Annotated in this window: 18 protein-coding genes; 7 read left to right on the top strand and 11 right to left on the bottom strand. The window is 57.6% G+C overall.

Going from position 1 to position 22,050, the window contains the following annotated elements; all coding sequences use genetic code 11:
• Nucleotides 1-367 precede the first annotated feature (367 nt).
• On the top strand, nt 368-1,771 hold the full coding sequence (gene mdtD / locus ACLRGG_RS15285) for a multidrug transporter subunit MdtD (protein WP_416250568.1): 1,404 nt from the start codon (nt 368-370) through the stop codon (nt 1,769-1,771).
• Here the strand turns inward: mdtD and rbsR are convergent.
• The 9 genes from rbsR to budA form a co-directional block, all read right to left on the bottom strand.
• Nucleotides 1,768-2,769 (bottom strand): ribose operon transcriptional repressor RbsR, encoded by a 1,002-nt coding sequence (rbsR, locus tag ACLRGG_RS15280; RefSeq protein WP_416250567.1) that lies wholly within the window; start codon nt 2,767-2,769, stop codon nt 1,768-1,770. The genes mdtD and rbsR overlap by 4 nt on opposite strands.
• 3 nt (nt 2,770-2,772) lie before the next feature.
• The gene (rbsK, locus tag ACLRGG_RS15275; protein ID WP_416250571.1) at nt 2,773-3,702 is read right to left on the bottom strand and encodes a ribokinase; all 930 of its coding nucleotides are present in this window, start codon (nt 3,700-3,702) and stop codon (nt 2,773-2,775) included.
• Nucleotides 3,703-3,766: 64 nt separating this feature from the next.
• Nucleotides 3,767-4,648, bottom strand: coding sequence for a ribose ABC transporter substrate-binding protein RbsB (rbsB, locus tag ACLRGG_RS15270; protein WP_416250566.1), 882 nt, complete (start codon nt 4,646-4,648; stop codon nt 3,767-3,769).
• A 22-nt stretch (nt 4,649-4,670) separates the two neighbouring features.
• Entirely contained in the window at nt 4,671-5,639 is a 969-nt protein-coding gene (gene rbsC / locus ACLRGG_RS15265) for a ribose ABC transporter permease (RefSeq protein ID WP_416250570.1), read from the bottom strand.
• A gap of 2 nt (nt 5,640-5,641) precedes the next feature.
• Nucleotides 5,642-7,147: a ribose ABC transporter ATP-binding protein RbsA gene (gene rbsA / locus ACLRGG_RS15260; protein WP_416250565.1), complete on the bottom strand. Its 1,506-nt coding sequence runs from the start codon at nt 7,145-7,147 to the stop codon at nt 5,642-5,644.
• Nucleotides 7,148-7,154: 7 nt separating this feature from the next.
• Nucleotides 7,155-7,574, bottom strand: a complete 420-nt coding sequence (gene rbsD / locus ACLRGG_RS15255) for a D-ribose pyranase (protein ID WP_067700677.1) — start codon at nt 7,572-7,574, stop codon at nt 7,155-7,157.
• 191 nt (nt 7,575-7,765) lie between these two features.
• Nucleotides 7,766-8,539 (bottom strand): (S)-acetoin forming diacetyl reductase, encoded by a 774-nt coding sequence (locus ACLRGG_RS15250; protein WP_067700675.1) that lies wholly within the window; start codon nt 8,537-8,539, stop codon nt 7,766-7,768.
• 20 nt (nt 8,540-8,559) lie between these two features.
• Nucleotides 8,560-10,239 (bottom strand): acetolactate synthase AlsS, encoded by a 1,680-nt coding sequence (gene alsS, locus ACLRGG_RS15245; RefSeq protein ID WP_416250564.1) that lies wholly within the window; start codon nt 10,237-10,239, stop codon nt 8,560-8,562.
• 19 nt (nt 10,240-10,258) lie between these two features.
• On the bottom strand, nt 10,259-11,041 hold the full coding sequence (gene budA, locus ACLRGG_RS15240; protein ID WP_067700669.1) for an acetolactate decarboxylase: 783 nt from the start codon (nt 11,039-11,041) through the stop codon (nt 10,259-10,261).
• A 105-nt stretch (nt 11,042-11,146) separates the two neighbouring features.
• Between budA and ACLRGG_RS15235 the strand changes: the two genes are divergently transcribed.
• Nucleotides 11,147-12,028 (top strand): LysR family transcriptional regulator, encoded by an 882-nt coding sequence (locus tag ACLRGG_RS15235; protein ID WP_067700667.1) that lies wholly within the window; start codon nt 11,147-11,149, stop codon nt 12,026-12,028.
• A 30-nt stretch (nt 12,029-12,058) separates the two neighbouring features.
• On the opposite strand, the gene ACLRGG_RS15230 is transcribed toward ACLRGG_RS15235, so the two are convergent.
• On the bottom strand, nt 12,059-12,457 hold the full coding sequence (locus ACLRGG_RS15230) for a YgiW/YdeI family stress tolerance OB fold protein (RefSeq protein ID WP_416250563.1): 399 nt from the start codon (nt 12,455-12,457) through the stop codon (nt 12,059-12,061).
• Nucleotides 12,458-12,675: 218 nt separating this feature from the next.
• Between ACLRGG_RS15230 and qseB the strand changes: the two genes are divergently transcribed.
• Nucleotides 12,676-13,338, top strand: coding sequence for a quorum sensing response regulator transcription factor QseB (gene qseB, locus ACLRGG_RS15225; protein ID WP_416250562.1), 663 nt, complete (start codon nt 12,676-12,678; stop codon nt 13,336-13,338).
• Nucleotides 13,335-14,681: a quorum sensing histidine kinase QseC gene (gene qseC / locus ACLRGG_RS15220; protein WP_416250561.1), complete on the top strand. Its 1,347-nt coding sequence runs from the start codon at nt 13,335-13,337 to the stop codon at nt 14,679-14,681. The genes qseB and qseC overlap by 4 nt, the downstream gene beginning before the upstream one ends.
• 47 nt (nt 14,682-14,728) lie before the next feature.
• On the opposite strand, the gene kup is transcribed toward qseC, so the two are convergent.
• Entirely contained in the window at nt 14,729-16,597 is a 1,869-nt protein-coding gene (gene kup, locus ACLRGG_RS15215) for a low affinity potassium transporter Kup (RefSeq protein WP_416250560.1), read from the bottom strand.
• A gap of 254 nt (nt 16,598-16,851) precedes the next feature.
• Between kup and ravA the strand changes: the two genes are divergently transcribed.
• The 3 genes from ravA (at nt 16,852) to ovoA (ending at nt 22,036) form a co-directional block, all read left to right on the top strand.
• Nucleotides 16,852-18,348, top strand: a complete 1,497-nt coding sequence (gene ravA, locus ACLRGG_RS15210) for an ATPase RavA (RefSeq protein ID WP_416250559.1) — start codon at nt 16,852-16,854, stop codon at nt 18,346-18,348.
• Nucleotides 18,345-19,808 carry an ATPase RavA stimulator ViaA gene (viaA, locus tag ACLRGG_RS15205; protein ID WP_416250558.1) on the top strand — a complete coding sequence of 488 codons (1,464 nt, stop codon included), beginning with the start codon at nt 18,345-18,347 and terminating at the stop codon, nt 19,806-19,808. Before ravA ends, viaA begins: the two co-directional genes overlap by 4 nt.
• A gap of 104 nt (nt 19,809-19,912) precedes the next feature.
• Nucleotides 19,913-22,036, top strand: coding sequence for a 5-histidylcysteine sulfoxide synthase (gene ovoA / locus ACLRGG_RS15200; protein WP_416250569.1), 2,124 nt, complete (start codon nt 19,913-19,915; stop codon nt 22,034-22,036).
• Nucleotides 22,037-22,050 lie beyond the last annotated feature (14 nt).

The raw sequence follows: 22,050 nt of genomic DNA, 5'->3' as shown, positions 1-22,050 counted from the left end.
ATAAATTGTTAAAGAGCGGTGCCACATAATCTCGTGTGGCGCGGGGTGCAGATATTACGCTTTCCCGCTGAAGAGTCAAGGAATTTCTCACTTTTCTCTTCCTGACCCGGTGACCGTTAAGCCGTTGTTCCGTGTCAGTGGGGGCGCATTATAGGGAGTTCCTGACGGCTGACAAGCCTTTCTTTAAAAAAAAGATCTGACCGTCCTTTTTTTAACCGATCGGCGATTAATCACACACTATCGGGTTGTTATTGCACCATATTCATCCCAAATGCCTCTTCTACCCTTTGTGAAATCCTTAAATGGGGGTGCTACTCTTAAGCTACCAGGGTCTTTAAGCCACTATGAATAATAGAAAGGATGCCAAATGACAAAATCCGCGCGCAGTATGGCCGGACTTCCGTGGATCGCCGCCATGGCCTTTTTTATGCAGGCGCTGGATGCCACGATACTGAACACCGCTCTCCCCGCCATCGCGCAGAGCCTGAATCGCTCCCCCCTGGCAATGCAGTCTGCCATCATTAGCTATACCTTAACCGTTGCCATGCTGATCCCCGTCAGCGGCTGGCTGGCCGATCGCTTCGGTACGCGCAAAGTGTTTGTGGTGGCGGTTTCTTTATTTACGCTTGGTTCGCTGGCCTGCGCGCTCTCAGACTCGCTTGCTATGCTGGTTACCTTCCGGGTGCTTCAGGGGATTGGTGGCGCGATGATGATGCCCGTCGCCAGGCTGGCATTGCTCAGGGCCTATCCGCGTAGCGAACTGCTGCCGGTGCTGAATTTCGTCACTATGCCCGGGCTGATTGGCCCGGTTCTGGGACCGCTACTGGGCGGCGTGCTGGTAACCTGGGCCAGCTGGCACTGGATTTTCCTGATAAATATTCCGATGGGCATTCTGGGCATTATTTACGCCCGTAAATATATGCCGGATTTTACTACGCCCAAACGCCGCTTCGATCTGCTGGGTTTTATTCTGTTTGGCGTAGGCCTGGTGCTGCTGTCGAGCGGGATTGAGCTGTTTGGCGAGAAGATCGTGGCCAGCAGCATTGCTCTGGCTGTTACGTCGGGAGGAGTACTGCTGCTGCTTCTTTATATTGCTCATGCGCGGCGCCATGCGACGCCCCTCATTCCCCTACCAATGTTTAAAACCCGCACCTTCTCGGTAGGGATCCTCGGGAATATCGCTTCCCGGCTTGGCACCGGCTGCATTCCTTTCCTGATGCCGCTGATGCTACAGGTGGGATTTGGCTATTCCGCCATTCTCGCAGGCTGCATGATGGCCCCCACGGCATTAGGATCGCTCCTGGCGAAATCAACGGTCACCCAGGTGCTTCGCTGGTTTGGCTACCGCACCACGCTGATGTGGATAAGCGTGATTATCGGTGTGCTGATTGCCACCTTTGCGCTACAGACGCCAGCAATGGGCCTGGTCGTCCTTCTGCTTCCGCTATTTATTCTGGGCATGGCTATGTCCACCCAGTTTACGGCGATGAACACCATTACGCTGGCGGACTTAAATGAAGGTAACGCCAGCAGCGGTAACAGCATGCTGGCCGTCACTCAGCAGCTGGCTATCAGCTTTGGCGTCGCGGTAAGCGCGGCAGTGCTGCGGTTTTATGAGAACTTTGACGGCACCACGGTGCAGCACTTCCATGCCACCTTTCTGACCATGGGCGTGGTAACCGTATTTTCAGGACTGGTATTCAGGCTGCTTAAACCGGGAGATGGCCGCCATCTGATTGCTGACCGCGAGAAGCGCAAAAAACGCACTTAAATTTCACCCACCGAGCCGCGCTCTACCAGTTCGGGCGTCAGGATAAGTAACTGCTGACTGTCGCCCGGCTCGCCGAGGCGGTGGAGAAGCGTGTCAATCGCCAGCTCACCCAGTTCATCTTTAGGCTGATGAATGGTGGTCAGAGGCGGCGTCATATAGCGCGCCAGCTCTATGTCGTCATAGCCAATCACCGCAATATCCTGTGGCACCGACAGGCCGGCCTGGAAGAGCGCATGATAGCCGCCTACCGCCATCGCATCGTTGCAGGTAAATACCGCTTCAGGCAGCGGAGAGAGCGATAACAGCTGATTCATGGCGTTGAATCCACCCTTAAATTCGAAATCACCGCTGACCACACAGGACGGCGGCACCGGTAAACCCGCGCTCTTCATCGCCAGCTGAAAACCTTCCAGCCGCAGACGGGCAGGCGTTTTATCCTGCGGACCGGCAATGCAGGCAATGCGCCGGTAACCCCGGGAGATCAAAAATCGGGTCGCCATCTCCCCGCCCAGCAGCGAGTTATCCTGAATAATGTCGCTGCTGCCCTCAAAAGGGGCCCAGTCCATCATCACCGAAGGAATAGAGGGATACCGGTTAAGGATATCGGCGGAGGGGAGATGGCTTTCTGTGCACATGATTAGCAGCCCATCCACCCGCTTCTGCAGCAGCGTTTCAAGACTGCGGTTCATGCGGTTTTCATCTCCTTCGGTATTGCACAGGATCAGGCTGTAGCCGCGTTCATAGCAGCTGCGCTCGACGCCGCGGACCACCTCAGAGTAGAAAGGGTTGCTACTGGCAGTCAGCAGCATACCGATGGTGCGCGTCTGATTAAGCTTAAGACTGCGCGCCAGGGCAGAAGGGGCATAGTTCAGTTCGGCAATCGCCGAGGTGATTTTTTCCCGCACCGCCTCGCTGACGAAGCGGTTGTTGTTAATAACGTGGGAAACGGTAGAAGTCGAGACGCCCGCGAGGCGCGCGACATCTTTCATAGTGGCCACGCGCTACCCCTGCTGCTGCAAAAAGCGATCGATTTCACTGCGCCAGGGTACGGATGGCTGCGCGCCATGGCGGGTCACTGAAATAGCCGCAGCCGCATGGGCAAAATGTACGGCGCGATCCATCGCTTGCCCTTCAAGCAGGGCGGCGATAAGCGCGCCGTTGAAGGTATCGCCTGCCGCTATCGTATCAACCGCCTCTACCCGGAAACCGGCAATACGCTGGCCTTTACCCTGCTCACTCAGCCACACGCCGCGGCTGCCGAGCGTAATAAGAACGCTGTCGATACCCTTTTCATGCAGCACGCCAGCCGCGCGGGCCGCCGCTTCGTCGGAATCAACATGCACGCCGGTCAGTATTTCCGCTTCCGTTTCATTGGGAGTAATCATATCCACCAGCCCCAGCAGCTCATCGGAGAGCGCGACGGCGGGCGCGGGATTAAGAATAACGCGCGTCTGATGCTGGCGGGCAATTTTCGCGGCGGTCAGTACGCTCTCCAGTGGAGACTCAAGCTGCATCAACAGCGCGTCCGACTCCGCTATGCTTTGCTGGTGCTGGCGGACCCTGTCCGGCGTCAGCGACGCATTGGCGCCAGCATGGATCGCAATACAGTTTTCACCCGCGCCGTTAACAAAAATAAGCGCCACGCCCGTGGACTGGTCTGCCACCACGTCGACAGAGGTGATATCGATCCGATCGGTTGCCAGCTGCTGGCGAATGCGGCGGCCAATATCATCGTCGCCCACGCAGGCGACAAAGGCGATATCCGCCCCGCTGCGCCCCGCCGCAACGGCCTGGTTTGCCCCTTTCCCGCCAAAAGCGACCTGATACTTACTGCCGGTTACCGTTTCGCCGGGCCGGGGGAACTGCATCAGGTTAAGAATATGGTCTGCATTAATGCTGCCAAGGACGGTCAGCTTGCCGGATTTTTTCATAAAGGCGTCGTCCAGAAAAAGGCGCCACCCGGAAAGGGTGGCGCGTGCCATGCTTTTCTTTGATTTATTGCGTGACCAGCTTCAGGTCAACCGGATTGATAGCCTGAACTTTCTGGCCCTTCAGCACTTTATCAGCCGTTTGCACGCCGATAACGCCGATTTGCTCCGGCTGCTGAGCCACGGTAGCGGCCAGCTTACCACCCTGAACGGCTTTTACCCCGTCTGCGGTGCCGTCAAAGCCGACGACCACCACATCAGATTTACCGGCAGTTTGCAATGCGCGCATTGCGCCAAGCGCCATTTCATCATTTTGCGCAAAGACCGCCTGCACGTCAGGATGCGCGGTCAGCAGATTCTGCATCACGTTCAGACCTTTGGTGCGGTCAAAGTCGGCAGGCTGGCTGCCGAGGATAATGAACTTATGCGCATCGGCAGCAGATTTAAAACCTTCACCCCGCTCACGCGCGGCGGAGGTGCCCGCAATACCGGACAGTTCGATAATTTTTGCGTTCTCACCCACCTTTTTCGCAATGTAGTCACCCGCCATCTTGCCGCCGAAGCGGTTATCCGATGCCACGTGGCTGACCACTTTGCCCTGCGCCGCCATACGGTCAAGGGTGATCACCGGAATACTGGCCTGATTAGCCATTTTGACCGCATTGCCCACTGCGTCTGAATCAGTCGGGTTAATCAGCAGTAGCTTAGTTCCGCGCACGGTTAAGTCCTGAACGTTAGCCAGCTCTTTTGCCGGGTTATTCTGTGAATCCAGCACGACCAGGTTGTAACCCAGCTTGTCAGCTTCTTTTTGCGCACCGTCTTTTAATGAGACAAAAAAGGGATTATTCAGCGTGGATACCACCAGCGCGATGGTGTCTTTCGCCATTGCGCTGGCGCTGAGCGTGGCGCCGAGTAGTACGGCAAGTGCAGTCAGTTTGGTCATTTTCATCATAATTTCCTGTAGGGATGAGTTATTTACTGCTTTTGTTATCTACCAGCACCGCCAGCAAAATCACCACCGCTTTGACGATCATTTGGTAGTAGGAGGAAACGCCGAGCAGGTTAAGCCCGTTATTCAGGAAGCCGAGGATCAGTGCCCCAATTAAGGTACCCATAATTCGGCCCTTGCCGCCCGCCAGACTGGTGCCGCCCAGCACAACGGCGGCGATAGCATCAAGCTCGTAGCCCGTTCCCGCGGTCGGCTGTGCCGATGAGAGCCTCGCAACTTCGATGGTGCTCGCCAGCGCGGCCAGCATGCCACTCAGCGCATACACGACAATCTTCACCCGGCTCACGCTGATGCCAGACAGGCGCGTTGCCGCCTCATTGCCGCCCAGCGCATAAATATAACGGCCCAGGCGGGTGTGATGCAGCATGTACCAGGCCAGTGCGAACACCACCGCCATCAGCCACACCGGCGTGGGAATGCCCAGCGGGCGACCAATACCAAACCAGCCAAACAGATCGGCATTGTCATTGAAGCCGGTATTAACCGGGCTGCCATTGGTGTACACCAGGGTGACGCCCCGCAGCAGCAGCATCATCACCAGCGTGGCGATAAAGGCCTGCACGCGTCCCTTCGCCACGATAGTACCGGTGAGCGCGCCAATAGCTGCGCCCAGCGCCAGAGAGGCGGCCACGGCCACCAGTGCGTTAACTTCCATTCCCACCAGCGATGCACCTACCGCGCCAGTCAGCGCCAGCAGTGAACCCACCGAAAGATCGATACCGGACGTCAGGATAACCAGCGTCATGCCGACCGCCATAATGGCGTTAACGGAGGTCTGCTGCAGGATGTTGAACATATTGTTCAGGGTGAAAAAGTTCGGGCTCAGGCTGGAGACGATAGCAATCAGCACAATCAGCGCGATCAGGGATTTTTGCTCCAGCAGCCAGGTCTTGCTGAACAGCCGGTTAGCAGGGATCGTTCGGGTATTCATGGTCATGCGTGCTCCACACTCTGTAGCTTACCTACTGCTGCCGCCATCAGGACTTCCTGCGTGGCCTGTTCAATTGGAAAATCACCGCTCAGGCGCCCTTCGTGCATCACCAGCACGCGGTCGCTCATGCCCAGCACCTCCGGCATTTCAGAGGAAACCAGAATGATGCTCAGCCCCTCGTCCTTAAACTGATTAATTAACTGATAAATCTCTTTTTTGGCGCCGACGTCCACGCCGCGGGTGGGTTCATCCAAAATCAGGACTTTAGGGCGGGTCATCAGCCCACGGGCGATGGCCACCTTCTGCTGATTGCCGCCGGAAAGCAGGCCAATCGGCTGGTTCATCGACGGCGTTTTCACCTTGAACAGGGTGATAAAGTCGCTGACCGCCAGCTGCTCCTCTGCGTGCTTCAGCCTGCCGCCACTGTGGCTGAAGTAGTCCAGCGCGGTCAGCGACATGTTCTCCTTCACCGACATGCCCAGCACCAGCCCGTCACGCTTGCGGTCCTCGGAGATATAGACGATGCCGTTTCGCAGGCCATCTTCCGGCGTGCGGGTGGTAATATTGCGCCCATCCAGCGTTACGCTGCCGTGAGTTCTGGCCAGTGCGCCGTAAAGCACCTTCATCAGTTCGGTACGTCCCGCGCCCATCAGCCCCGCCACGCCCAGGATCTCGCCTTTACGCAGCGTAAAGCTGACGTCCTCCACGCCCGGTCCGCTGAGATGCTCAACCTTAAGGCGCACCTCGCCGGGGGCTTTATCCAGCCGTGGATACTGCTCTTCCAGCTTGCGACCCACCATCATTTCAATCAGTGAATTCTCGTCCAGGCTCTCCACCGCGCGCTCGGCGATAAACTGGCCGTCGCGGAAGATGGTTACGTCATCGCAAATTTCAAAGATCTCTTTCATCCGGTGGGAGATGTAGACAATGCCGCAGCCCTGCGCCTTTAGCTCGCGGATGACGCGAAACAACGAGGCGGTTTCGGTATCGGTCAGCGCATCCGTCGGCTCGTCCATTACAATCACTTTGGACTGATAGCTCAGTACCCTGGCAATTTCGACCATCTGCTGGTCGCCAATCGACAGGTCGCCCACCAGCCAGTGGCTGCTAAAGCGCAGGTTCAGGCGTTGAAGCAGGACATCCGCCTCGGCATACATTTTTTTCCACAGGATGCGGCCAAAGCCGTTAACAAACTCCCGCCCCAGAAAGATATTTTCAGCAATGCTGAGCTGCGGGATCAGGTTAAGCTCCTGATGAATAATGCCGATGCCAGCGTCCTGTGATGCCTTTGGCCCGTTAAACGTTGTCTCGTTACCGAGCCATTTCACCGAGCCCGCATCCCGGGGGTAAATACCGGTCATCACCTTCATCATGGTGGACTTACCGGCGCCGTTCTCCCCCACCAGCGCCATAACGCGTCCGGGATAGACCGCCAGCGCGGCGCCGGAAAGCGCCTTGACGCCGGGAAAGGATTTATCAATGCCTTGCAGCTGCAATAAAGGTTGCATGACGGCCTCAGAAGGTCACGCCAGCGCACAGGATGATATTCGCATAGGGAGAACACTCCCCGCTGCGAATAACCGCCTGGCTGCGCTGCGTTTGCTGTTTGAACTGTTGGTGACTCACGTACGAAATCGCGATGGTGTTTCCCTGGTGTTGTTGCAGTAAGTCGAGCAGAGCGGAGAGTTCACTAAGAAGCTGAGGATTGTGGGACTTAATTTCCTCGGCGATGATGACACTTTCTACCTGCATCTCGTCGGTCACGGCTTTCACCACCTGTAAAAAGCTGGGGATCCCCTGCGTCAGCGCCAGATCAACACGCTGAGGGCCAGCCGGAATGGGCAGTCCCGCGTCGCCAATCACCAGGCTGTCGGTATGCCCGAGCCGGGACACCAGCGCCGATATTTCAGAATTCAGTAAGGTGCCTTTTTTCATCATTCACTCCAGAGCGAAACGTTTCGCCTGCAGGGAGTGTATGAAAGCCAGACGGGAAAACAACCACCATGCGTGGAATATGTGATCGCTATCGAAACGTTTCGCTTACGGCAATGAAGGTTTGACTTAAGAGGGGAGAATGGGAGGGAAAAAGAACAGCAGACCGACCGGAGCCGGTCTGCAATACAGGATTAATTAAAGACCATCCCGCCGTCGATCAGCAGTGACTGACCGGTCATGTAGTCGGAATCAGGGCCGGCAAGGAAGGCCACGCAGGCAGACACGTCTTCCGGCTCGGAGAGGCGACCCAGGGTGATGCGTTTGGCGAACTCTGCCGTGCCGTAGCCCGCTGGCTGCCCTGCGGCGGCGGAAACCTGACGATCGATCTCCTCCCACATTGGCGTCTTAACAATGCCCGGACAGTAGGCGTTCACCGTAATTCCTAAGGGTGCCAGATCGCGCGCGGCGGTCTGCGTCAGGCCGCGCACGGCGAATTTACTTGAGCTGTAAACTGCCAGCTCAGGGTTACCGACGTGGCCCGCCTGGGAACAGGCATTGATAATCTTGCCGCCGTGGCCTTCAGCCTTAAAGGCTTTGATGGCCGCCTGCATGCCCCAGATCACGCCTTTAACGTTGATGTTATAAACTTTATCGACCGTCTCTTCGGTGATCTCTTCGATTGGCGTGGTCGGTGCGACACCGGCGTTATTGACGATGACGTCAAAACCGCCCAGTTCTTTACGCGCCTGCTCAACGGCAGCAAAGACCCGATCGCGATTTGATACGTCGACCGTCACGGCTAAAGCTTTGCCGCCGGCACTGACTATTTCATCCGCAACCTGACCTGCCGTCTGGCTGTTATAATCCGCTACCGCAACGGCGAAGCCGTCTTTTGCCAGGCGCAGGGCAATGGCTTTACCAATACCCTGACCGCCGCCGGTCACCAATGCTACTTTGGTTTTCATACCTTCTCCTTAAACATGTGTTACAGAATCTGGCTCAGATGCAGTTGACCCATCAGCATCGGATTATCAGCATAGTCTACTGGCACGGCGACCACAGCGGGCCCCTGCACATCCATCGCTTTTCGCAGCGTCGGTTCCAGCTCGGCGGCACTGTTTACCGAGAAGCCGGCGGCGCCAAACGCCTCGGCATAGACTTTGAAATCGACCGGACCGAATTTCACCCCTGACACGCGGTGATATTTCTTCTCTTCCTGCATCGCCACCATGTTGTAGGCCTCATCCACCCAGATAATGTGCAGAATATTGGCACCGAGCCTGACCGCCGTTTCCAGCTCCATACTGGACTGTAAGAAGCCGCCGTCGCCGGAGACGGAAACCACCTTCCGGCTGGGGTCCACCAGCCATGCGCCAATTGCCCACGGCAGCGCCACGCCCATCGTTTGCTGGCCGTTAGAGATCATGATCTGACGGGCGCGGAAGCTGTAAAGGTAGCGGGCGATCCAGATATGGAAGCTGCCCATATCCACGGTGAGGGTCACATCGCTGTTAATGATGTCCTGCATGGCCCGCACGATACGTAGCGGGTGCAGAGCAAACTGGTTAAGGCTCTGACCCTGGAGCGACAGAAGCTGGCGCTGCTGTTGACGATCCTGGAGCACGGAAGCGGCCTGCTCGCTGAGCTGCAGCGGCGCGGTAATTTTATCCGCCAGTTTATCGAGGGTGGAGGCAATATCCCCGACCAGCTCGACATCCGGCAGATAGCAGTTGTCCGTATCGGCGGGCAGAACATCAATATGCACCAGCGTGGCGTTGCCGCTGTTCCACATCGCAGGTTCATACTCGACCGGGCTGTAGCCGATGGTGATAATCAGATCGGCCTGGCGCAGCAGGCGATCGCCCGCCTGGTTATTAAACAGGCCAACACGGCCGGCGAAGCGGGAGAAATGCTCCTGCCTGACGGCGCCGGCGGCCTGATAGGTACTGGTCACCGGGATATGGCTGCTGGCAAGCAGGCGGTGCAGCGCATCGCTGTTGGCGGTCTGGCTGGCCATCAGGCCCAGCAGCAGCACGGGGTTTTTCGCGCTGGCGATGTGCTTCGCCACTTCATCAATGGCGGAGTCCGGTGCCGAGCCCAGAACCACATGGCCTTTACAGAGCAGCGGGTAGCCTTTGGCGGGCTGATCGACGATATCCTGCGGCAGGCTGACAAATGAGCCACCGCCGCGGCCGTGTTCCGCATAGCGAAAGGCGTTGGAAAGTACTTCAGCCAGAGCATTTGAATCGGTCACTTCCGCAGCGAATTTGGTGATCGGACGGAACATCGACACGGTATCCATGCTCTGATGGACCTGTTTAGCGCTGTCAGCGCGCTTGACTGCGCCGCCCAGCGCCACGACCGGATCGCCCTCGCTGGTGGCGGTCGCCATGCCGGTGATCAGATTTGAACAGCCCGGCCCTGAGGTGACCAGCGCCACGCCCGCGTTGCCGGTGAGTCGGCCCACCGCAGCGGCCATAAAGGCCGCATTGGCTTCGTGACGAACCGGAATTGTTTGGATGGTTGAGTCCACCAGCGAGTCAAAAACCTTATCGATTTTTGCGCCCGGAATGCCGAAAACCTGCTTTACGCCCTGCGCTTCAAGCTGCGCCACGACCAGATCGGCACCGTGCTGCCATACCGGAGTCTCGGTTGGATTTTTCATCATAGCTCCTAAAAAGGGTTTAGCTCTCAACAGAGCGAATAGCGGAATCCAGATTTTCAGGATTCAGGTCGGCCTTGAGAAAATCGCTGTCGTTGGGCAGATCGATAACCAGCTTGCTGATTTCACCGAAGGTCAGTACGCCCTCTTCCAGCTGATAGTCCAGCAGGTGTCCACCGCCCTGACGATTGTCGGTAATAAAGTGTTCGTGATAGCCCGCCACGTTGATGCCCTGCATGTATTGCGGGGTGCGGAAACCAATCACCACGCCGCGACGATCGGTGAAGTGAAACGTGGGCTGCTGGCCCAGCACTTCCGGCATGGAACGGTAAGGGCGATGCTGGCAGGGAACCGTGCGCGTCTGCGCCGAGGAGAAAAGGCCGTCAATGCGCAGCGCGCAGAACTGGTTATCGGAGGTAACCTGCTCATTGATGATCTGATGAACAGCCTCACGACTGGCCGGGCCGTTCAGCACGTGACGATACTGCGGGTTGAAAAAAGTCATCACGGCAAAGGGCGTTTTCTGCTGCGGATCGGCCGAGGTTGCACTGCCGTCGGATCGCAGCTGGTAAACTTCTTTATCGAAGGCGATCAGCTCACCGTCGAGCTGATTAAAGGTGCCGAGGCCAAAATCGCCTTTACGCAGCAAGTCGGCAACGGTGGTGGTGCCATCGTAAACGCCACTCAGCAGCGCACTCATCAAAGAGGTCTGATAGATAACGCTTTCTGGTTTATGTTGCCGTAACGCACTGACGGTAGACGCCAGCTGTTGTTCGCACATACAGTCGGTTACAGAATGTTTCATCATGCCCCTCTGGATCTAAACAGTTAAGATTTGTTAACTGAATATTGACTCGATTCAGTCGGGGATACCAATATAGAAAAGCCACTACTTTGAGACGAATTTAATATGGAACTTCGCCATCTGCGTTATTTTGTGGCGGTTGCACAAACGCGCCACTTCACGCGCGCCGCCGAAATGCTGGGAATTTCTCAGCCGCCGCTCAGCCAGCAGATCCTCAGGCTGGAGCGTGAGATAGGCACACCGCTGCTGAAAAGGCTGACGCGTGGGGTCGAGCTGACAGAAACGGGAGAGGCCTTTTATCAGGACGCCTGCCAGATCCTGGAGCTAACCGGGCTGGCGCTGGAAAAGGCCAGGGGGATTGCACGCGGCATTAGCGGAGAGCTCTCACTGGGGTTTGCCAGTTCCGTCGCCTTTCATTCCGCCGTTTTTACCCTGATCCGCCGGTTTCAGGATCGCTATCCGGATATGACGCTGCTGTCACGTGAACAGAACATGTCCGCGCTGATGCACGATTTACAGGAAGGGTTGTTGGATGCGGCGATCGTGCGTCTGCCCTGTGAAAGCAGTAAGGCATTTAACCTGAAGGTGATCGCCACTGAGCAGATGCGGGTGGTGCTGCCCGAAGGACACGCCCTTGGCGGCGAGCCGTGCCTGTCGCTGGCCCAGCTGGCGGATGAACCGCTGATTGTCTTTCCGCGCGAGGTGTCGCCCAGCCTGTACGAGATGGTGATTGCGGCCTGCCTGCGCGCCGGTTTCCAGCCGAAACCAGGCCAGCAGTCACCGCAGATATTACCGGCCATTGGCATGGTCGCCGCCGGGTTTGGCTTTACCATCGTGCCCGCTTCGCTGTGCTGTATCAGCTATCCGGGGGTAACGTTTCATCAAATCGATGACGCCACGCTCAATACCGATATCGCGCTGGCGTGGCGGCGTTTTGACCGTTCACCGGCGGTCCTTCATCTGGTTGCGATGCTCACGGCGGAGTAATGCCCGCACGTTTCTCACCTGCGCCCTGGATCAGCCCTGCACCTTCCTGATGTGCTTCACGTCCAGCTCCAGGGTGCCGTGATCTTTATCGACTTTACCCCGCAGCTCTACGTTGTCGGCGGGCGTTACGGTCTGCCCCTGCCAGCGTTTGTGACCAATCTCGACCGTCATCGTGCCGGTGGCATCGCGGAACAGATACTCGTTATCACCCACGCGTTTTTCAATCTGCCCGCGCAGGGTCACCCAGGCATCATCCTTCATCTCCAGCGCCTGTTTCACCGTCGCCAGGGTGCCGTCAGGGCCGTTGAATCCGCCCTGCTGTACGGCAGCCGTCGGGGCGTTTGGCTCAACAAAGCCGCCGCTCTGGGCGGCGAGTACCGGCGTGGACACCAGGGCAGCAATAGCAAATAACGCAGCGCTCTTTTTCATCGTATTCTCCTGTATTCCCTTGAGGCGCGGTAGTTTATACCGCGCAGACTGTGCTCTTCAGAAAGGATTACACCACAACGTTCTTAACGGGATCTTAAGGCGGCACCGGCGGTAAATTTTTTTCATTAAGTGGGGCAATATCCACGAAAAGCGCCGAACGACCTGTACAAACCGTCACGCTGTTACGTATAAATCCTTAACGATATAAGGAATTCGCCATGCGTATTTTAGTGATTGAAGACGATCGCCTGATTGGTGACGGCATCAAAGCCGGTCTCCAGAAGCTGGGCTTCAGCGTGGACTGGTTTACCGATGGCAGCCAGGGGCAGTCTGCGCTGATGGGCGCGCCCTATGATGCGGTAGTGCTGGACCTTAGCCTGCCGGGCATGGACGGGCTGGCGATCCTGCGCCAGTGGCGTCAGCAGGGCCAGGATATTCCCGTACTGATCCTGACGGCCAGGGATGCGCTGGAACAGCGGGTCACCGGGCTTCAGCAGGGTGCCGACGACTACCTCTGCAAACCCTTTGCATTGAGTGAGGTCGCCGCACGGTTACAGGCGCTGATCCGCCGCCGTCACGGTCAGTTACAGCCTGTCCTTAACCACGGACCGGTATCGATGGAGCCGCATTCTCATCGCGTCACCTGTAACGGCGAACCCCTGACGCTTAAGTCCCGCGAGCTGGCGCTGCTGGCGCTTTTTATGATGAACCCGTCCAGGGTTCTGACGCGCGCGCAGCTGGAGGAGAAGCTGTACAGCTGGGATGAGGAGATTTCCAGCAACGCCGTTGAGGTGCATATTCATCACCTGCGTAAAAAGCTCGGCAGCCAGTTTATCCGAACGGTACACGGCGTAGGCTATACGCTGGGGGGCTCAGCATGAGCCAGCTCAGCCTGCGCCTGCGCCTGATGCTGGGGTTTATTCTGCTCACGCTAATCTGCTGGGGCGTGGCCAGCGTAGGATCCTGGTGGCAGACGCGGGATAAAATCAACGCGCTGTTTGATACGCAGCAGATGCTGTTTGCTAAGCGGCTGGCGGCGATGGATCCTGCACAGCTGACCCAGCAACCGCTGACGCTGCCGAAAACCAAAAAGCTGCTGCGCCACCATCGCGGAGAACAGGATGATGATGTGCTGGCCTTTGCGGTATTCACCCGCGACGGCAGGATGGTCATCAATGACGGCGATAACGGCAAAGATTTTCGCTTTCAGCCGTCGCGCGACGGATTTAGCAACGGCAAATTAAAGGGCGACGACGATCTGTGGCGACTGCTCAGGCTTCCCACAGCCGACCACCAGTTTGTGGTGATGGTCGGCCAGCAGTGGGAATACCGCGATGATATGACCCGCGATATCGTCCAGGCGAATCTGATCCCCTGGCTGGTGGCGTTGCCGGTCATGCTTCTCCTGCTGCTGTGGCTGGTTATGCACGAACTGGCCCCGCTGAAACGAATCACCCGGCAGCTTCGACTGCGCGCCCCCGCCGATGAGACGCCGCTGGTGGAGCCTCGTGTGCCTCAGGAGGTGCGCCCGCTGCTGAATGAGCTGAACGCGCTTTTCGTCCGCATCGGCGAAATGCTTCAGCGCGAACGCCGCTTTACCTCCGATGCCGCCCATGAGCTGAGAAGCCCGCTCGCCGCACTGAAGGTGCAAACCGAAGTGGCGCAGCTGGCGCATGACGACCGCGCCGTACGGCATCATGCCCTGAAAAATCTTGATGCCGGTATCGATCGCGCCACAAGACTGGTTGATCAGCTGCTTACCCTGTCCCGGCTCGATAGCGATGAAAAGCTGCAAACAGAGCCAATTAATCTGCAGCAGCTCCTGCAACAGGCGGCGATCGACCATTACGCCTCGGCTCAGGATGCCGGGGTGGAGATAACGCTGGATGCGCCTGATTCACCGGTGATACGGGCGGGCAACCCGCTGCTGCTTGCCCTGCTGGTACGCAATCTGCTGGATAACGCGATCCGCTACAGTGAGCCAGGCGGCAGCGTACAACTGACGCTTTCCGCCCGGGGTATCAAGGTGGTGGATAATGGGCCGGGCGTCAGCAGTACGGCACTGTCGCGCATTGGCGAACGTTTTTTCCGGCCGCCGGGGCAGGAGAAATCGGGGAGCGGGCTTGGCCTGTCAATCGTCAGCCATATTGCCCGCCAGCACGGTATGCAGGCGAGTTTCGGTAACCGCCCGGAAGGCGGCTTTGCGGCAGAGATCGGTTGGTAAACTGACTCAGGTAGCGGGGCCAGGCCTTATGCCCGCCCCCTCTGTTATCAGATCTCGACCTGGGTCCCCAGCTCAATAACCCGGTTGGGCGGGATCTCAAACTGGTCGGGCGCGCGCAGCGCATTCCTCTGTAGCGCCAGAAACAGCTTGCCGCGCAGCCGCAGATACCAGGGCCGCTTGCCAATAATCAGCGACTCATGCGACATAAAGAACGACGTTTCCATCATTCTGCAGCTCAGCCCCTCAAGGCCACAGCGGTGGAAAATCTCTTCCACGTTGGGCGTTTCACGCCAGCCGTAGCTGGCCACCACGCGCCAGAAGGTGGGAGAAAGCTGTTCGATCGTTACGCGCTTCACGTTATGCACGTACGGCGCGTCGACATTTCGCATCGTCAGCAGCACCACCCGTTCATGCAAAACCTTGTTATGTTTGAGATTATGTAGCATAGCAAAGGGGATGACGTTCAGCGCGCGTGACATATAAACGGCGGTACCCGGCACGCGTACCGGCGGGGATTTTTCCAGCGAGGTGATCATCGCCTCAAGCGAATTACCGTGCTCGTGCATACGCCGCAGCAGGCGGAAGCGCTCACTTTTCCACGTTGTCATCACAATAAACATCACCAGCGCCAGGCACAGCGGCAGCCAGCCGCCGGAGAACACTTTGATCAGGTTTGCGGAAAACAGCGACACGTCGATGCACAACATACCCACCAGCAGCGTCAGCACCAGATAGCGGTTCCAGTGCCAGTTCTTAATCGCCACCACGGAACAGAGTATGGCGGTCAGCACCATGGTGCCCGTTACGGCAATGCCGTAGGCCGCCGCCAGGTTGCTTGAGTGCTGGAAGCCGAGAATGACAATCACGACCGCAAAATAGAGGATCCAGTTAATCACCGGGATATAGATCTGGCCGGACTCCTCTTCTGAGGTATGCACAATGCGCATCGGCGGCAGATATCCCAGCCGCACGGCCTGCCGGGTCAGGGAGAAGACGCCGGAAATCACTGCCTGAGAGGCAATAACGGTCGCCAGCGTTGCCAGCACCAGCATCGGATAGAGCGCCCAGTCGGGTGCCAGCAGGAAAAACGGGTTCTTAATCGCTTCAGGATGCTTAAGCAGCAGCGCCCCCTGACCAAAATAGTTGAGCACCAGCGACGGCAGCACCACCACGAACCAGGCCAGTCGAATCGGCAGCTTGCCGAAATGGCCCATATCCGCATACAGCGCTTCCACGCCGGTTATGGCCAGCACAACGGCACCCAGCGCAAAAAAGGAGACCGTTTTGTACTCCATAAAAAAGTGCACTGCCCAGTAAGGGTTCAGGGCGTGGAGCACGTCCGGATTATCCTTAATACTGAGCGCGCCAATCACTGCCAGTACCAGAAACCACACCAGCATCACCGGGGCAAAGAGTTTGCCGACCATACCGGTACCGTGTTTCTGAATGACAAAAAGCAGGGTCAGGACGGCAATCGCCATCGGCACAATCCAGGTATCGAGATTTGGCGCAGCGATTTCCAGCCCTTCAATGGCAGACAGCACCGATACCGCTGGGGTAATGACCACCTCACCGTAGAAAAAGCTGCCGCCGATCAGCCCCATGATCACCAGTATCGCCGTGGCTTTCGACCCGGTATTGCGGCCCGCCAGCGACATCAGGGTCAAAATTCCCCCTTCGCCCGCGTTATCGGCCCGCATCACGTAGCTGATATATTTCAGCGACACCACCAGCACCAGTAGCCAGAAAATCAGGGAGAGAAAGCCAAATACCGCATCGCGCTCCACCCCGAAGCCAAACTGGCCGGAAAGGCATTCACGCAGGGTATACAGGGGGCTGGTGCCGATATCGCCATACACCACGCCAATTGCCGCCAGGGTGACGGCACTGAGGGACTGCTTTTTTTCAGAACTCATAGAGTCATCTTTTGTTGGGGCCGAGGGTCGCTCAATCTTGCGCCGTTTCTCTGGCCATCAAAAAGCGCACAGTATGCATGATTCATCATGAATGCCTACCTTAATTACGCAACAGGACGTCACTTCAATGGCCTGGGTCACCCTTTGAAAAGAAAAAAGCTGACGCGTATCAACTCTTTCAAGCATCATAGCCAGTAGTGTATGCGCTCGCCAGTCACCATGCTGGCAAGACCGTAGAAAAGGATAAATGTTTGATGCCTCAGCCTCATCTCCTTGCCGAAAGGATTGGCCGCCTTAGTAATGCGTTAGAAAAAGGACTTTATGAGCGCCACCATGCCATTCGCCTCTGCCTGCTGGCGGCGCTGTGCGGCGAGAGCGTGTTTCTGCTTGGGCCGCCCGGCATCGCCAAAAGCCTGATTGCGCGCCGCCTGAAATATGCGTTTCAGCACTCGCGCGCGTTTGAGTATCTGATGACCCGCTTCTCGACGCCGGAAGAGGTTTTTGGCCCGCTTTCCATCCAGGCGCTGAAAGATGAAGGCCGCTACCAGCGCTTAACTAAGGGCTATCTGCCCGATGCCGAAATCGTTTTTCTTGATGAGATTTGGAAAGCTGGCCCGGCGATCCTCAATACGCTTCTGACCGCCATTAACGAACGACGCTTTCGCAACGGCGACAGCGAAGAAAAGATCCCGATGCGCCTGCTGGTGACCGCCTCCAACGAACTCCCCGAAGCCGACAGCGGCCTGGAAGCGCTCTACGACCGTATGCTTATCCGGCTGTGGCTGGACAACGTTCATGAAAAGCAGAACTTCCGCAGCATGCTGACCCACCAGCAGGACGAAAACAGTAATCCGGTGGCAGAGAGTCTCTGCATCAGCGACGAAGAGTACATCGCGTGGCAAAAGGGCATTACCGAGATCTCACTGCCCGATGAGATATTTGAACTGATTTTTCAGCTGCGACAGCAGCTGGAGAAGCAGCCCGAGGCGCCTTATATTTCCGATCGCCGCTGGAAAAAAGCGCTTCATCTGTTGCAGGCCAGCGCTTTTTACAGCGGGCGGCAGAGCATTGCCCCCGTCGATCTTATTCTGCTGAAAGATTGCCTGTGGCACGACGTTGCCTCAATGAAACTTCTTGACCGCGAGATAGACAATCTGATCGTTCAGCATGCGTGGCAGCAGCAGTCCATGCTCATTAAGCTACAGCAGATTGAGTCACGCCGTCTGGCGCTGCAGCAGGAAAAGAGTAATGAGCTGGCTATCCGGCTGGAAAAACACGGCGGCATGTTTAGCCGTAAGCCCCATTACGAACTGCCTGCCAGCCTGGCGGAAGACACCCTGACGCTGATGCTGCAAAAACCGCTGATGCTGCATGATATGCGGGTCACCCACGTTGTTATCGCCCGTGAAACGCTGCACAACTGGCTGCTCAAGGGCGGCGACGTGCGCGGCAAGCTTAACGGCATCGGGTTTGCCCAGACGCTGGATCTGCACGTTGAGGCTAACGACTGCCTGACCCTGCGCGACGTCAGCCTGCAGGTATCGCGTTTAATGCTGCCCTGCAAAGACCGACCCAGCGGCCTGCCGGAAGAGATCATCCAGGCGCTGGACGATCTGGAGACTGAGCTGCGCATGCAGAGAACGCGCTTCAGCCAGCACCACCGCTGTCTGTTTATCAGCGATGACTGGCTGGCCCGTATCGAAGAGAGCCTGCAGCAGGTTGCCGACGGTCTGAAGCAGGCGCGCCGGTGATCTCGCTCGACACCCTGAGTCTGTTCTTTTCCATCAACGGAAACGATCTGATTGAGGATCTGCTGGTCGCGCTGGTAGCCAGCCCGCAGCTGGTGTTGTTTTTCGAAGCCTTTCCCGGACTGAAAAAGGCGCTGCTACAGGATTTACCCCGCAGAAAAGCGGAAATCCTTGAACAGCTTAAAAACAGTACCGTGCCGGACGATCTGGCTGAAGAATTTACCCGCTTTCAGCACGTTCAGGGCCTCAGCCATACGGATTTCTGTCGGCAACTGCCCGATCTGCTGCGCTATCTGACAGAACATCACTCCCCCTTTAGTGAGAAAGCCCAGGCGCTGGTGGATAACGCCGGAGAGGGCTATGCCCTTAGCTCGCCTCAGCACCAGCTGTTTATTCAGCGCTGGCGACTGAGCCTGACGTTGCAAACCCTGACGCTAAACCAGCAGGTTCTTGAGCAGGAGCGTGAGCGGCTGCTGGCGGAGCTACAGCAGCGCATGGCAATGAGCGGCCAGCTCGCCCGGGTGCTGTCAGATAGCGACGAAGCGGCGGCAGGTCGCCTGTGGGATCTGACCCGCGCCCCCCTCCAGCGCGGCGACTACCAGCTGATCGTCGACTACGGCGACTTCCTGGCCGGGCAGCCGATGCTGCTCAGGCTGGCAGAACAGCTGGGCCGCAGCCGTGACGCCAAATCGGTGCCGACGCAGGATGCTCCTCCCGAGGCGTTTCACCAGTGGGTCAGAGAGCCAGAAAGCGTACCGGAGGAGGTAAACGGGCTGCACCAGAGCGATGATATTCTCAGACTGCTGCCGCCGGAGCTGGCGACGCTTGGCATCAGTGAAATTGAAATGGAATTTTACCGTCGGCTGGTGGAAAAGCGCCTGCTGACCTACCGGCTACAGGGTGAAACCTGGCATGATAAGGTGACCCAGCGACCGGCCAGCCACCAGCATCACGATGAGCAGCCCAGAGGGCCTTTTATCGTCTGCGTAGATACCTCCGGCTCCATGGGCGGCTTTAACGAACGCTGCGCCAAGGCGTTCTGTCTGGCGCTTCTCAAGGTGGCCCTCGCCGATAGCCGCCGCTGCTATATCATGCTTTTTGCCCATGAAGTAGTGAGCTATGAGCTGACCGCCGCAGATGGGATTGCCCAGGCAATCCGCTTTCTCAGCCAGCGCTTTCGCGGCGGTACGGACCTCACTGCCTGTCTTGACGAAGTGCTTATCCGGCTGGCGACCCCTTTATGGATCGATGCCGATGCGGTAATTATTTCTGACTTCATCGCTCAGCGCCTGCCGGAAGAGCTGGTCAAACGCATCCGTCACCACCAGCGGCAGCGGCAGCAGCGGTTTCACGCCGTTGCGCTGTCCGATCATGGAAAACCGGGCATCATGCGTATCTTCGACCATATCTGGCGCTTCGATACCGGGCTGAAAAGCCGTCTGCTGCGGCGCTGGGGACGCTAACCCTTGCTAAGATAAAATGTGGCAGTGCTTATTTGCTATAGTCATAGCTTCGCTTTAGCCAACCGGCGCACCAGGAGCTTAATGTGGCATTACACCAGCCAGAGATGATATCGGCATTACCTGCCCCCACTCGTACGCTACTGCTGAGCGGCGGCAGCGCTGAACAGAAACGTCAGGAACTCCTCACGTACTTTACGCAGACCTGGACGTTGTATGAGAGCCTGTTTGACTGTCTGGCTAACGAACAGGCCTATTACACCCGCGCGATCGCGCTGCGGCACCCGCTGATCTTCTACTTTGGTCATACCGCCACCTTCTATATCAATAAGCTGATGGCGAGCGGTCTGATCACCAGCCGCGTTGATGAGCAGATCGAAGCGATGATGGCGATTGGCGTCGATGAGATGAGCTGGGATGACCTGGACACGGGCCACTATCAGTGGCCGACCGTCCCGAGCCTGCGCGACTATCGCAGCCGGGTCCGTACGCTGGTCGAAAGCCTGATTAACGAGATGCCGCTCACGCTGCCGATAGGCTGGGACAGCCCGGCGTGGATCATCCTGATGGGGATTGAGCACGAGCGCATCCACCTGGAAACCTCCAGCGTACTGATCCGCCAGTTACCCATCGGGGAGGTAAAACCGCAGCCAAACTGGCCAGTCTGTCCGGATGCGTGTCAACAGCGCGCCGACGTGCCACAAAACCGCCTGCTGGACGTCCCGGGCGGGCAGGTTGTGCAGGGAAAAACCGATGAAACCTACGGCTGGGACAATGAATATGGCCAGCGGGTCAGCGACCTCGCCCCGTTCAAAGCCAGCCAGATGCTCACCAGCAATGCCGAGTATTTTGAATTCGTCGCCGACGGGGGCTATCAGGATAACCGCTGGTGGGATGAAGAGGGTTCAGGCTGGCGGGATTTTGCCCGCGCCACGATGCCAACTTTCTGGCAGGGATCGCCTGACCAGCCCGATAGCCTTGCCCTGCGCCTGATGACCGAAGAGGTGGCGATGCCATGGGACTGGCCGGTAGAAGTTAATCAGCTGGAGGCCGCCGCCTTCTGCCGCTGGAAAGCGGAGAAAACCGGTCAGCGCGTCCAGCTTCCCAGCGAGGCCGAATGGCTGCTGCTGCGCGAAAGCGTACCGGGCGACCAGCCTGACTGGGCCGAGGCACCGGGCAACATCAACCTTGCCTGGTGGGCATCATCCTGTCCGATCGACCGTTTTCCACAGGGGAATTTCTTCGATCTGTTAGGGAACGTCTGGCAGTGGACCACCACGCCGATCAGCGGGCTGGACGGCTTTAAGGTGCATCCGCTGTATGATGATTTCTCCACCCCCACCTTTGATGGCAAGCATACCCTGATCAAGGGCGGTAGCTGGATCTCCACCGGCAACGAGGCGCTTAAGTCCGCCCGCTATGCTTTCCGCCGCCACTTTTTCCAGCATGCGGGTTTCCGTTATGTCGTCTCCACCCATCAGGAGAACAGCGTAGTTAACCCTTACGAAACCGACACCATGGTCGCTCAGTATCTGGATTTCCAGTACGGCCCGGCCTGTTTCGGCACGGAGAACTACAGTAAAACGCTGGTCGATATCGCCTGTCGCCTGACCGACAGGCGCGGCAGCGCGCTGGATATCGGCTGCGCCACCGGGCGGGCCAGTTTTGAACTGGCCCGCCACTTTGACAGCGTCACGGGCATGGACTACTCGGCGCGCTTTATCGACGTGGCGCTGCAGCTGGCACGCGGCGAGACGTTCCGTTACGCCCTTCAGGAAGAGGGGGATTTGACCGCCCTGCGCCAGGTTAACCTCAGCGAGTCAGGCCTGGATGGGGAACAAGCCGGGCGTATCCACTTTGTGCAGGGTGACGCCTGTAACCTGAAGCCGCAGCCAGACCGCTATGACCTGGTGCTGGCCTCAAACCTTATCGATCGCTTGCGCCAGCCTGCCCGCTTTCTGCATGATATTACCCAGACGCTACGGCAGGGCGGCGTGCTGATGATCTCTTCCCCCTATACGTGGCTGGAGAGCTTCACGCCGAAAGAGAACTGGCTGGGGGGCTTCCGTGAGAACGGCGAGGCATTAACAACTTATCAGGCGCTTTCGCGGCTGCTGGCCGCCGATTTCGACGAGATCGCCGCCCCACAGGATGTGCCTTTTGTTATTCGCGAGACGGCACGTAAATATCAGCACACCGTCGCGCAGCTAACGGTGTGGCGTAAGCGCTAAGCCCTGTAACGGGT

The organism is Erwinia sp. PPS120, from assembly GCF_047918655.1.
Taxonomy (GTDB): Bacteria; Pseudomonadota; Gammaproteobacteria; order Enterobacterales; family Enterobacteriaceae; genus Erwinia; species Erwinia tasmaniensis_A.
This window is presented reverse-complemented; position numbering and strand designations above follow the sequence as displayed.